At 67.9% G+C, this 12,291-nt stretch carries 12 protein-coding genes; 6 read left to right on the forward strand and 6 right to left on the reverse strand.

Translation table 11 applies throughout. The features are described 5' to 3' along the window. Positions 1-288: 288 nt before the first annotated feature. The gene (locus ACFPQ9_RS37425; protein ID WP_380864392.1) at positions 289-660 is read right to left on the reverse strand and encodes a ricin-type beta-trefoil lectin domain protein; all 372 of its coding nucleotides are present in this window, start codon (positions 658-660) and stop codon (positions 289-291) included. Between the two features lie 380 nt (positions 661-1,040). After that, the gene (locus tag ACFPQ9_RS37430) at positions 1,041-1,409 is read right to left on the reverse strand and encodes a VOC family protein (RefSeq protein WP_380863381.1); all 369 of its coding nucleotides are present in this window, start codon (positions 1,407-1,409) and stop codon (positions 1,041-1,043) included. Between the two features lie 980 nt (positions 1,410-2,389). On the opposite strand from ACFPQ9_RS37430, the gene ACFPQ9_RS37435 reads away from it, so the two are divergent. Both ACFPQ9_RS37435 and ACFPQ9_RS37440 read left to right on the forward strand, forming a co-directional pair. After that, positions 2,390-3,475 (forward strand): RCC1 domain-containing protein, encoded by a 1,086-nt coding sequence (locus ACFPQ9_RS37435; RefSeq protein WP_380864394.1) that lies wholly within the window; start codon positions 2,390-2,392, stop codon positions 3,473-3,475. Positions 3,476-3,636: 161 nt separating this feature from the next. Beyond that, positions 3,637-4,539 (forward strand): RCC1 domain-containing protein, encoded by a 903-nt coding sequence (locus ACFPQ9_RS37440; protein ID WP_465269602.1) that lies wholly within the window; start codon positions 3,637-3,639, stop codon positions 4,537-4,539. A 257-nt stretch (positions 4,540-4,796) separates the two neighbouring features. Here the strand turns inward: ACFPQ9_RS37440 and ACFPQ9_RS37445 are convergent, their stop codons facing one another. Both ACFPQ9_RS37445 and ACFPQ9_RS37450 read right to left on the reverse strand, forming a co-directional pair. Next, positions 4,797-5,111, reverse strand: a complete 315-nt coding sequence (locus ACFPQ9_RS37445; RefSeq protein WP_380863385.1) for a winged helix-turn-helix domain-containing protein — start codon at positions 5,109-5,111, stop codon at positions 4,797-4,799. Further along, entirely contained in the window at positions 5,108-5,593 is a 486-nt protein-coding gene (locus ACFPQ9_RS37450) for a hypothetical protein (protein WP_380863387.1), read from the reverse strand. The genes ACFPQ9_RS37445 and ACFPQ9_RS37450 overlap by 4 nt, the downstream gene beginning before the upstream one ends. Before the next feature lie 194 nt (positions 5,594-5,787). Between ACFPQ9_RS37450 and ACFPQ9_RS37455 the strand changes: the two genes are divergently transcribed. Beyond that, positions 5,788-6,258 carry a GMC oxidoreductase gene (locus ACFPQ9_RS37455; protein ID WP_380863389.1) on the forward strand — a complete coding sequence of 157 codons (471 nt, stop codon included), beginning with the start codon at positions 5,788-5,790 and terminating at the stop codon, positions 6,256-6,258. Between the two features lie 433 nt (positions 6,259-6,691). On the opposite strand, the gene ACFPQ9_RS37460 is transcribed toward ACFPQ9_RS37455, so the two are convergent. After that, positions 6,692-7,861 (reverse strand): PucR family transcriptional regulator, encoded by a 1,170-nt coding sequence (locus ACFPQ9_RS37460; protein WP_380864395.1) that lies wholly within the window; start codon positions 7,859-7,861, stop codon positions 6,692-6,694. A gap of 164 nt (positions 7,862-8,025) precedes the next feature. On the opposite strand from ACFPQ9_RS37460, the gene ACFPQ9_RS37465 reads away from it, so the two are divergent. Then, positions 8,026-9,513, forward strand: coding sequence for a long-chain-fatty-acid--CoA ligase (locus ACFPQ9_RS37465; RefSeq protein ID WP_380863392.1), 1,488 nt, complete (start codon positions 8,026-8,028; stop codon positions 9,511-9,513). 698 nt (positions 9,514-10,211) lie between these two features. On the opposite strand, the gene ACFPQ9_RS37470 is transcribed toward ACFPQ9_RS37465, so the two are convergent. After that, positions 10,212-10,820, reverse strand: a complete 609-nt coding sequence (locus ACFPQ9_RS37470) for a TetR/AcrR family transcriptional regulator (protein WP_380863394.1) — start codon at positions 10,818-10,820, stop codon at positions 10,212-10,214. Positions 10,821-10,947: 127 nt separating this feature from the next. Between ACFPQ9_RS37470 and ACFPQ9_RS37475 the strand changes: the two genes are divergently transcribed. Next, positions 10,948-11,709 (forward strand): SDR family NAD(P)-dependent oxidoreductase, encoded by a 762-nt coding sequence (locus tag ACFPQ9_RS37475; protein ID WP_380863396.1) that lies wholly within the window; start codon positions 10,948-10,950, stop codon positions 11,707-11,709. A gap of 43 nt (positions 11,710-11,752) precedes the next feature. Next, positions 11,753-12,157, forward strand: a complete 405-nt coding sequence (locus ACFPQ9_RS37480) for a DUF4345 family protein (RefSeq protein ID WP_380863398.1) — start codon at positions 11,753-11,755, stop codon at positions 12,155-12,157. Positions 12,158-12,291 lie beyond the last annotated feature (134 nt).

A 12,291-nucleotide genomic window follows, 5' to 3' on the forward strand; every position in this document is an offset into this window, starting at 1 on the left:
CCCCGCCCAACCCAGCCGCACACCAGCACCACCGCCACAACCCACCACGACACGCAACGGCACCGCCCAGTCCCCCGGGCCCGGCCCCGGCCCCGGCCCCGGCAGTGAACCAAAACCTCCGACGGCCCCGGGGAAAACCCCGACCGCGACCACCGGCACCACAGCGACGCCCGGCCACCGCGCCGGCCGCCGTCCCCGATGCGCGTCAGACGCAGCCGCAGTACCCCGTGCCGCCGCCGGCAGGCACGGCGCCTGTCCTCGCAGGTCCGGCAGGTCCGGCAGGTCCGATCAGCTCGTGTCCCTCCACAGTTGCTCGGGCTCGTCGCTGTCACAGGCGGCCACAAAGACGAGTTCCCCCATGAATGCCTGCAAGGAGACCGCCAGGCAGCCGCCGACCGCGGTGTTCTGCCGGCTCTGGCCCGCCGCGGTGGCAGCCTCAAAGCGCCAGCGGTCGCTGCCGACACCGCAGGACGAGAGAAATGCCGGGTAGTCGTTGTCCGAGGCCGTCATGCAGAACCCGCTTGCACAATTGACCAGCTGGAAAGCGCCGGGCCCGACCGACCGCACGGTCCAGGCGTGACTGTGGCCGACGCTGCACGGACCGAAACCGGGACCGGTGCCATCACCGCAGACCCACCGGCGGGCGGAGACGTCCTGCAGCCGTGAGGACGGGCCCCGGCAAGAGCACGGTGGACTCGGACGTCACAGGCAACTCCGGCCCGGACACGCTCACCGTGGCGGCCGCTGACCGCGGAGGCCTCACCGGCGAGGCGCCGGCAGGACGAGCGACCGCGTCCGATGCCGCTCGCGAAGGCGACACTGACGCCGACGGCGCTCACGGGGCCCCGAGGCCGACGGTGCCAGCGCATGCCCTCCCTGGAGGGCCTTGGCAAGGCCAGCGACCAGATCACCGCGCAGAGCGTGCCTCCGGTCGAGAGCCCTACTCGCCGAGCTGAACGCGGCCTCGCGTTCAGGACTGGTCCCGCTGAGTCGTCGACCTCCCGCACCCGCTCCGTCATTCAAGCTGTCTCCGGTCTCCTTCAGCCGTGACCGGTGTCGATGACACAGAAGCGGTTGCCCTCGGGGTCGGCGAGCACGACAAAGTCGGCGTTATCCGGATAAAGGTCCCAGTCGACGCGCTGGGCCCCCAGGGACACCAGCCGCTCGACTTCGGCAGCTTGGTCGGCCGCATCCCCGGCATACAGGTCCAGATGGATCCGCGGATGTTCCTGGACCGGTGTCTCGCTGAGACCGAGAGCCAGTTGCACCCCCGTCCGTTCCGCCGGCACCAGAACCACCCAGTCGTCTTCCATCTCCTCGCGCGGAACGTATCCCAGGGCCTCCATCCAGAATGCGGCCGCACGCGGCACATCCGAGACACCCAGCACCACAGAACCAACTCTCAGCATGCGCCGATTCTGACGGACAACAGCGAGCCGTCGACACCGGCCATGTCCCCAACGCGAGGCGGACGTTGCCTGATACGACACGTCGCCGTCCTGGACGACGCGGACGCAGCCACACTCCTGCCACCCAGAGCACTTCCTGCCTCGTCGAGAGCGCAACAGACCTGCCGATCTCGGCATCGCCAGAAATCCCGATGCGGCCGCGTGATGCCGGCGCGGCAAGTTCAGGGAAGGCAGGTTCGCCAAATCGGCTGAACACATCGATCCATGTGCCGACGAGGTGAAGTCCGGGCCGCTGCTGCGGGTGGTCGGCACCCTGGTCACCAACCAGTTCAGTACCGCGGTTTTTCCGAACGGACTCGGCAAGTCCGACGTGTTGAACTGCGGCTTACGTCGTGAGTATGTGTGTCACGTAGGCGCTTCAAGGTTCCTGCACGAGGCCGAAAGTATGGATGGCATCCTACGGGCACTGATCGTTCCCTGATGCGAGGTGCGTCCACGACCACGGCAGCGCATGTTCCAAGCCTGCAGCTGAGCGTTGATCGGTTCGCGTGTTCGCTCGGTGTTCCGTCGCAGCTGCTGCAGCTTCATCCGAGGAAGAGAGGTAACCCGGGCAACTGTGCACCATCCCGTGAGTTTCCCTGAGCCCTACTGAGTCCCCAACCTCGTGGCCGGGTCTTTCTCCTTCGGGCTCTCTGCAGCTTTGTGACGTGACGTCGGGATGTTTGAAGCGTTCGAGCTTCCTACGACCGATCCGCAGTCGGCCCGAAGGCCAGGAGGCTCGGGTTGGCGGCCCTGGCGGTCGTACGGGATCTACGTGAGCGCCGGGCGTCGCCGGCCAATGTCGACTGAGGAGTTGGAGCAGCTAGACCCTGGCCATCTGATTGGTCTTATCAAGCTCTTACTGCTTGCCGACACGCGCGCCTCCTGGTGCGCCGTCATTGCCCCCGTGCGGGACCGGTGTGGCTTTGCCTCTCGCAGTGATGGTCACGTATTGGACAGGAAGTATCTCTGAAAGCAGCGACAACGGTTGGAAAGAGGCGCGGCCTATGTTCATGGCAGGCCACCATGTAGAGCGGGTCGAGGGCTGGGGCGGCGGCTTCGAGCGGCAAACGCCGGTCACCGTGGCAGAGCTGACGCAAGCCGGCGTCACTGGCCTCGCGGCAGGCAGGAACCATGTCCTGGCCGTGTTGGCGAACGGCACCGTCAAAGCCTTGGGAAACAACGAGCTCGGCCAACTCGGCGACGGCACCGACATTGGCCATGCCACCCCAGGTACAGTACGGACTTTGACAGGCGCAACGGCGGTCGCCGGCGGCTGTGAGTTCAGCCTCGCGCTGCTTTCCGACGGCACTGTCAAAGCCTGGGGCGCCAACTTCTTCGGTGAGCTCGGCGACGGCACGAATAACCAGAGCAGCACCCCGGTGACCGTCACCGGTCTCACCGGCGTCCGCGCCATCGCAGCAGGCTGCAATCACAGCCTCGCGCTGCTGTCTGACGGAACTGTCAAAGCCTGGGGCAACAACGTCTACGGTTCGCTCGGCGACGGCACCAACAACAACAGCAGCACCCCGGTCACGGTCACCGGTCTCACCGGTGTCCGCGCCATCGCAGCAGGCGGCAGTCACAGCCTTGCCGTGCTCTTTGACGGCACCGTCACAGCCTGGGGCAGCAATTTCTTCGGCGAGCTGGGCGACGGCACTGCCAACCACAGCAACACCCCGGTCACGGTCACCGGTCTCACCGGCGTCCGGGCTGTCGCAGGCGGTGGCGAGTACAGCCTCGCGCTGCTGTCCGGCGGCACCGTCAAAGCCTGGGGCAACAACGGGGACGGCCAGCTCGGTGACGGCACCAACAACCAAAGCGGTATTCCGGTCCCCGTCACCGGACTTACCGGCGTCCGCGCCATCACCGCAGGCTTCAGTCTCAGCCTCGCCGTAAGTGGCGGCTCTCTCAATGCCTGGGGAGCTGACCACGGCAACGTTCCCATCAATGTGGTCACCGGCCTCAGCAACATCACCATCATCGCCGCCCACAGCGGCTCCAATCTCAGCCTCGCGGCGGCCTGAGTACCTCACCGGCACCGGTCCTGGAAGGGCGTGCGCCGTTCTGATGCGCCGTGATTGCACCTGTGCGGGACCAGTGTGCGGTTACCCCCAGTAGTGGTCGCCTAAATGGATAGCACCGTCAGTCAAGAAGTAGCGGCAACAGTCGGAAGGAGGAGTGGCCTATGCCCATCACAGGCCCCCAGACACAGCGTGTCGAGGCATGGGGCGGCGGATTCGGACGGCAAACTCCGGTTACCGTGGCAGAGCTGACGCAAGCCCGCGTCACCGGCCTCGCCTCAGGCGTCGACCACATCCTGGCCCTGCTCGGGAACGGCACCGTCAAAGCCCTGGGTAACAACGAGCTCGGCCAACTCGGCGACGGCACCAACGTCGGCCATATCACAGCAGGTACGGTACGAACCCTGACAGACGTAGCGGGCGTCGCCGGTGGCGCCGGGTACAGCCTCGCGCTGCTGTCCGACGGCACCGTCAAAACCTGGGGCAGCAACTTCGCCGGCCAGCTCGGCGATGGCACCAACAACAACAGCAGCACCCCGGTGACCGTCACCGGTCTCGCCGGCGTCCGCGCCATCGCAGGCGGCGGCGAATTCAGTCTCGCGCTCCTGTCCGACGGCACCGTCAAAGCCTGGGGGTTCAACAACGCCGGACAGCTTGGGGATGGCACGAATAACCAGAGCAGCACCCCGGTCAGCGTCACCGGTCTCACCGGCGTCCGAGCCGTCGCAGGCGGCGGCGAGCACAGCCTCGCGCTCCTGTCCGACGGCACCGTCAAAACCTGGGGCAACAACTTCGCCGGCCAGCTCGGCGACGGCACCAACAACAACAGCAGCACCCCGGTCAGCGTCACCGGTCTCACCGGCGTCCGCGCCATCGCAGCAGGCTTCAGTCACAACCTTGCCGTGAGCGGGGGCTCCCTTGATGCCTGGGGCGACAACGGATTCGGCCAGCTCGGCGACGGCAGTACGAACAACAGCAGCCTTCCCATCACCGTGGTCACCGGCCTCAGCAACATCACCATCATCGCCGCCCACAGCACGGGAAATCTCAGCCTCGCGGCGGCTTGAGTACCGCACTGACACGACCTACCGGGAGAGGGCGGTCGGCTGGCACAGGACCGGGAGCCAGGGACTGTCTGACGCATCAATCCGGCGACCGACCCATCGGACATGCCCTAGGCCGTGTTCGAGATATTGATCAAAGTCGCGAAGCGATCATGGAATGCCTCGGGGTGATCTGACGAGCAGCCAATGGCACTGGCTGGACCCGCTGTTGCCGTCACGTTGCCGTCACGTTGCCGTCAAGGGCGCCTTCCCTGCGCCTCTCAGGTCGGGGGGAGCACTGACGCGCCAGCCTTGGCGACGATCTCCTGCAGAGCCGCGACGTGCTGGTCGAAGGCTGCCCGGCCGACGCTGGTGAGCCTCGCCGACGTGCGCGGCCGCTTTCCGACGAAACCCTTACGGATCTCGATGTAGCCGGCGCCCTCAAGCGTCGTGAGCTGTTTCGACAGGGCGGAGTCCGACAGGCCGGCGGTGTCGCGCAGGAACTGGAAGTCCGCCCACTCGGTGGCCGCGAGCAGGGAGACGAGCGAGAGCCGGGTGGGTGCGTGGATCAGCTCGTCGAACTTGGGCGTGATCACCGTCGGCTCCCGGACCGGTTCGCGAGCATGAGGCCCTGACGGTACCGCGTGAACATCGGTCCACCGACCACAAGGATCACGGCGGTGATCGAGGCACCAATGATCGCGGCGTACGAAACACCGGACGCCTTCAGGATGAGCGTGGCCGCCAGCGATACGCCGACGATGACCGCCGCGAAGGCCAGGTCCGCGGCCACGATACGGGGGCCGAACAGATTGTTGCGCGGCTGGGCGCTACGGACCGAGCGGAACGCCACCAACCCGACGGTGGTAAGCACACCGGCCACGAACAAGGCGGTGGCCATCCCCTGGACGAGACCACCTCGGGTGGTGTCGACGACCGCTGCGAACGCGACCATCAGGAAGGCGATGGCCCCCCAGAACCAGCGGGGAAGGCCGGCCATCCGGATGATCTGCTCCTGCCGCTGGTCGATCTCGGTGAGCGCGCGTGCGGCCTCCGCCGGCCGTACCTGGTCAGCCATTTGCCCTCCTCGCAGCACTTTCCTGCAAGGAAAGTAGCAGGGGGTTTCCCAAGCGGCAAGTACTTTCCCGACAGCGCATCGCTGCCCTCAGGTCGAGCACGAACACGCGTCCCACCCGGTATGGCACTACGATCACTCCATCGTCGGCCGCGAACAACATGCCCCCGGCCGCCGGCTCAGCGGCGTCATAGCCGATGACCTCACCGAGATCCACCCATCGCTCCCCGCCGAGCGCAGCGAGAACGGCGTCACAGAACGCGGCGCAGGCGGCTACACACTCTGAGCCCGGCCGTGTGAGGTGGGCTCACAACGCCTTGCCTGTCAGAGTGAGTTGGACGGTGGCCTCGCAGCGGACGGCCAGCTCATCGAACCGCGTCGCGACGCCGCAGGCGTGTTTCAGCAGGCCGATCCGGCACTCGATTTTGTGCCTGCGCCTGTACAACTACGTCCGCCGGGCCGTCGGCAGCTACCACCATCAGGTCGGCACCTGCCGGATGGGACAGGACTCGCTGTCCGTCGTCGACCCCGAGCTGCGGGTGTACGGGGTACAGGGGCTGCGCGTCGCGGACGCCTCCATCATGCCGTCGGTACCCTCCGGCAACACCAACGCCCCTTCGATCATGATCGGCGAGAAGGCCTGCGACCTCATCCTCGCCGCTACCTGACACCGGCACCCGCACAAGCACCGGGTCAGCCGGGCGCAGCGCTTGCCCACCTCCACACCTCCGGGGAGGTCAGCAACCCCAGCAGCCTCCCCCGCCGGCCGGTCAGCCAAGCCGTCGTCCCGGCAGCGGGCGCCGGCACACAATGTCGACCCCGCTCTGAATCTCGCCCCTAACCCTGTGAGCGGGTCCGCGTTGGTCTGATCGCGCAGGTGATCTCCGCTGAACGTCGTGAGCTGGTCGAGGTGTTCACTGGGCTTCGCCCCCGCCAGTTCCAGCGGCGCGTCCGTCCGGTTCGCAGGGTGGATGGACAGTCATGGGATACGGCCCGGCCTGGGCGTCCATGGTCGTTGCCTCTCCGGGACCGAATTGCTGTCGGTGGCGATGTGCTGCCACATCGACCTGTCCATGCGGCAGCCCGCGCCGTCGTTCGCGGTTACTGAATGACACCGCTGGATGACACGCGTGCCCGGCGGAACCCCAGAAGCGCCGCGCGGAAGTCCGCCGTCGCTCGCGGATCGGACAGCGAGCGGCCGGTGAGTTCCTCGATGCGGCGCATCCGGTAGCGGACGGTGTTGGGGTGGACGAACAGGCTCCGCGCCGCGTCGGTGGCGGAGCCGGCGGCGGCGTACCAGTGCTCCAGGGTTTCCAGGAGACGGGCACGTTCCGCGGCCGGGAGGCCGAGCAGGGGCTGGAGAACCACCTCCACCAGGTGCGCCGCCTCGGCAGGGGCCGCGGCGACGACCATCGCCAGCGGGTCGTCGTCGAACCGCGCGACACCGGGGCCGGCGCCCTGCAGTCCTGCCAGAGCCAGACGGGCGAAGCGCAGAGCCTGGGGTGTGTCACGCAGCGAGTGAAAGCACGGGCTGATGCCTACGCGGGCGCCCGCCCGGCGCAGGATGCGCAGACAACTGCTCTCCACCGCCGCCGTGGGCACGGCGGCCAGGCCGATCTGCTGGTCGGGCAGCAGCCGCCAGGCGAAGTGGACCTGGGCCTGACGCAGGGCCGCCTCCGACCCGGCCAGCGGCTCCTCGCCCGGAGCGTCGGCCACCGCAGCGGCGACGACGTAGGGGCCGCGGTCGGGCAGGCCCAGCTCTCGGGCGGCCTCCCACAGCGTGCGGTCGGCGATGACGCCGGTGAACAGCGCTTCCACCAGTGCCGAGCGGCGTGCCTGGCGCCGCGAGGTCAGCTCGGACGTCGTCTCCCGATAGGCCGCCGCCACCGCCTCCGCGTAACTGCCGAAGAGGGCCCAGATCTCCGCGGACTGGGACACCAGCTGGGCGTCGGAGACCTCGGGATGGGTGCGTGCCTCGGCGAGGATCTCCGTCCACACGAGTTCGAATCCGATCCGGTACGCGTGCAGGGTGTCCGCCAGCGGCACGCCCTGCTCGGCGCGCAGGCGCCCGGTCTCCCGGGCCGGGCTCGGGTCCCGCACACCCACGCGGCCGAGCTGGTTCAGGAGCAGGTCCGCGTTGGCGGTGCACGAGCTGCGTAGTGAGTCGAACGGGATCAGCGACTCGCTCTGGTAGGCGTCGACGTCCGAGCGGATGCGGTGCGCCATCCGCTCGCCCAGTTCCGGCAGCCTCGCATGCAGCGCCGAGACCACCCCTGAGAGGTCCATTCCCGCAGCGTAACGCCCTTGCCTTGTTCCCGGGAACAATCCGGGACGGCAGACGCTGTCATACCGCACATAGGCCGTCGCCACGGACATCTGCACGATGTCGTCAACGTGAACAGCGGATTTCGACGGCGACTTTCGTGGAGGCGGTCATGGCCAATCTGGCGGAATTCCTGGTGGAGACGGCACGGCGGCAGCCGGAACGCCCCGCGCTGCGGCTTGGGAGCCAGGTCACCAGTTACGCCGAGCTCGACGAGCGCAGTGCCCGTGCCGCCGCGCTGCTGCGGGCCGAGGGCGTACGACCGGGAGACCGGGTCGCTCTGATGCTGCCCAACGTTCCCGAGTTCGTCGTCCTGTACTACGGCGTGCTGCGTGCCGGAGCGGTCGTCGTGCCGGTGAACCCGCTGCTGAAGACCCGGGAGACCGAGTACCACCTGCGCGACTCCGGCGCTTTGATGCTCTTCGAGTGGCACCAGGCGCCGGGCGAGGGCGCGCAGGGCGCGGCCGCCGCCGGAGTGCGGCACATGGCCGTCGAAACCGCCGCCTTCGCGGGACTGCTGGCCGCTCATGAGCCGCTGCCCGAGGTGAGTGAGCCGGACGGCGAGGACGTGGCCGTGCTGCTGTACACCTCCGGCACGACAGGCCGCCCGAAGGGTGCCACGCTCACCCACACCGGGCTGCGGCACAACACCGAGGTCAACGCGGTTCATGTGCAGCAGATGACGGCGGACGACGTGGTCGTGGGCTGTCTGCCGCTGTTCCACATCTTCGGCCAGATCTGCACGATGAGCGTGACCGTCCGCGCAGGCGCTTCGCTCACGCTGATCCCCCGCTTCGACCCACAGAGCGTGTTGGATGCCATCGCCCGCGACCGGGCGACGATCTTCGAGGGCGTACCCACCATGTACGCGGCCCTCCTCCAGCACCCGTCGGAGGCCGATGTGTCGACGCTGCGGATGTGCGTCTCCGGCGGAGCCTCGCTGCCGGTGGAGGTCCTGCACGGCTTCGAGCGTCGCTTCGGCTGCGTGGTGCTGGAGGGCTTCGGCATGTCCGAGACCAGTCCGGTGGTCACCTTCAACCACCCCGACCGGCCGCGCAAGGCAGGGTCCATCGGCACCCCGATCAAGGACGTTCAGGTGCGGCTCCTCGACGACAAGGGCCAGGATGTGGCTCCCGGGGAGATCGGCGAGCTGGCCGTCCGCGGGCCGAACGTGATGAAGGGCTACTGGAATCGCCCTGAGGAGACGGCGGCCACCATCCCGGACGGCTGGCTGCGCAGCGGTGACCTCGCGCGCCAGGACGAGGACGGCTACCTGTACATCGTCGACCGCAAGAAGGACATGATCATCCGCGGTGGCTACAACGTGTACCCGCGCGAGATCGAGGAGGTGCTCCACGAGCACCCGGCCGTCGCCCTGGCCGCGGTGGTGGGCGTGGCCGACACTCACCTGGGCGAGGAGATCGCGGCCGCCGTCGTGCTGCGCCCCGGCGCCGCGGCCACGCCCGACGAGCTCCGGCAGTTCGTCAAGGAGCGCGTGGCAGCGTACAAGTACCCGCGCGAGGTGTGGCTCGTGGACACCCTGCCGACCGGCCCCAGCGGCAAGATCCTCAAAAGGGAGATCAGCGCGCCGGCGGGGTGAGGTCGTCGTGCGGCGTCAGCGCCGCGCAGAACGCCGCCTGAGACCAACAAGGCCTGAAACCAACGAGATCGGCCGCTACGAAGCGGTTGCGGCGTCGTCTGTGAAGCACGCGTACCGGGACCTCACTTCCTTCCGGCTGCGCTCACCTTGACGCCCACACCGGTCAGGCGTTCCGTCATCTCCTTGGACACTTGGGCGGCCGTGCCCCGGAAGTCGATCCGAGGTGTCTGCTCACACCGGCCTCGTCCTCCTGATGCGCCATGGTGTCCAGTTGGGAATGCGCGCCGTCGACTCCCAGCATCACCACTTCCAGGACGATTTCGTTGAGGATTCCCGCGGTCAACGGTCCAACTGGCGCGGCAGCCGAACGTCGGGCAGGTGCCGGCACGGGCAGGGGAGCTCGGGCGCCGAGGCACGACGTGCTGCGGGGCAGCAGGAACTCGTGAGGGATCCCACAAGCGGGTCGATTTGTGGCGCCCGGACACCAAGAGCGCTATCTTCGAAGGCAGAACGACCGGTCTTCCTACTTCTTGGGAGACGGTCTATCGGACCTGCCTGCTGAGCTGCCTCCCGGTGGAGACAGACCAGTACGCCGCCGGTGCACCTCGAAGAGAGATCAAGAGTTCCGTGAAACCAAAGAGTCCCCCGGCCCGGCCGGGGCGCCGTACAGAGTCGCTGTTTACTGCCGCTCGAGGGGGTCAGCCTCCCGACCGGATCAGCCGGACAGCCTCCAGCAGGGTCTTGTGGGCGGCCGTCGAGTCGTCCAGATAGCCAGCGGCCATCGCGCCGTCGTACAGCATCAGCAGCGCGCCGGCGGCCGACTCCGGGTCGGCGTGGCCGAGCCGGGTGAGCAGGTCCTGGAAGAGGGAGCGGGTCCAGTCCCGGTGAGTTGTCACCAGGCCCCGGACCGGATGGTCGGCGTCGGGGTACTCAGCGGCGGCGTTCATGAACGGCGATCCGCGGAAGCCGCGCTCGCGGGCGTGCTCGGCGATCGCCTCGAAGATCAGGTCGATCGCCTCCGCGGGCGGGTGCCCGGCGGCCAGCGGTTCGGCCACCCCCTTGTAGTAGGCGTCCTTGGTCAGCAGATAGGCCACGACCAGGTCGTCCTTGGAGGCGAAGTGCCGGTAGAAGGTCGCCTTCGTCACGCCTGCTTCGGCGATCAGCCGTTCCACGCCGATCGCGCGCACACCCTCGTAATAGAACAGCCGCGACGCCGCCCGGACCAGACGTTCTCGAGGGGGCAGGTCTGCCTCGATCGTGCTCTCCTGGCGCTCGGCGTTGGTCGTCTTCCGCCCAGTAGTACTCACTTCCCCATTCTGCCCTTGGCCCGGCCCTGAGTGGCCACCACCCCCACAAGGCCCGCCAGGGCTGACACCTCCCCGCAATCCATTTGCGGCCCGCAGCGACGTGGCCGTTCACCGAAAGGCCCTAAGCATGACTCGTCGTCTCGAAGGAACCGTCGCCCTGGTCACCGGGGCTTCCAGCGGCATCGGCCATGCCACCGCCCTGGAGCTCGCCGGCGAGGGCGCCTCCGTGGCCTTGGTCGGCAGGCGAGAGGACCGGCTCACCAGCCTCGCCACGGAAATCACGGGCGCCGGCGGAAAGGCCCTGGTCGTACCCGCCGACATCACCACCGAACAAACCGCCGCGGAGGCGGTCGAGCGGACCGTCGAGGGCATGGGCCGATTGGACGTCCTGGTCAACAACGCCGGTCTCATGCTGCTCGGGCCCACCCCCGGCGCGGACCTCAACGACTGGCGGCGCATGATCGACATCAACCTCATGGGACTTATGTACACCGCCCACGCCGCCGTCCCTCACCTGGTGAAGGCCGCCGCCGAAGAGCCGCGTCAGGTCGCCGACCTCGTCAACATCAGCTCCCTCAGCGGCCGTACCGCCTACCCCATGATGGCCGTATACAGCGCCAGCAAGTTCGGCGTGAATGCGTTCAGCGAGTCGCTGCGCCAGGAACTGGCGCGCCAGCACGTCCGTGTGTCCGTCATCGAGCCGGGCAGCGTCGACACCGAACTGCGCACACACAACCCGGAAGTCGTCCAGCAGGCAATCACCGCCGGCCTGGGTGACATCGAGCGCCTCCAGAGCCAGGACATCGCCGACACCGTCGGCTACATCGTCACCCGCCCCCGGCACGTGGCCGTCGGTGAACTGCTCGTACGCCCCACCGAGCAGGTCTGACCACCAGTCCTGAGAACAACTCCGGTATACACAAGGAGTCGTGATGGCGGTACGCGTTTCTGTCGCAGCGGCCAACACCATCGTCCGTGTCTGCCTGCTGCTCGCCACCGCCATCGCGCTCGGAGACGGCCTGCAACTACTGGCGCAGGGAGGCCCGGCGGACGCGGACAACGTGCACCGCTTCCTGGCAGGCGTCTATCTCGGCTGGGCTCCCCTGTTCTTCTGGACTGCGGCGACCATCCGCCGGCAGGGAGTGCTCGTCCACTTCCTGGCGGTCCCGATCTTCCTCGGGGGCATAGGCCGGCTGATCTCCTTCGCCCAGAACGGCATCCCCAACCCGGCGGGAGTCTTCCTCGCCTCCGCCCTCCTGGAATTCAGCCTCTCGATCGTCATCGTCCGGGCGCATGCCACGGCACTCAGATCCAGACGTGTGGCGGCGGCTGCCTGAGGCACCAGTCGTGGGCGGGCAGGCCGTTATCGCACATCACGTCGAGGGGGCCGCGTTGCCGGGCCAGCTCACAGGACACCCGAGGCCCTCGGAGGCGGACTCCGGCCGATCCCCATGGCAAGCAGTTCGCCAGG

It is taken from the genome of Streptomyces coerulescens (assembly GCF_042657965.1).
GTDB classification, from domain to species: Bacteria; Actinomycetota; Actinomycetes; order Streptomycetales; family Streptomycetaceae; genus Streptomyces; species Streptomyces coerulescens.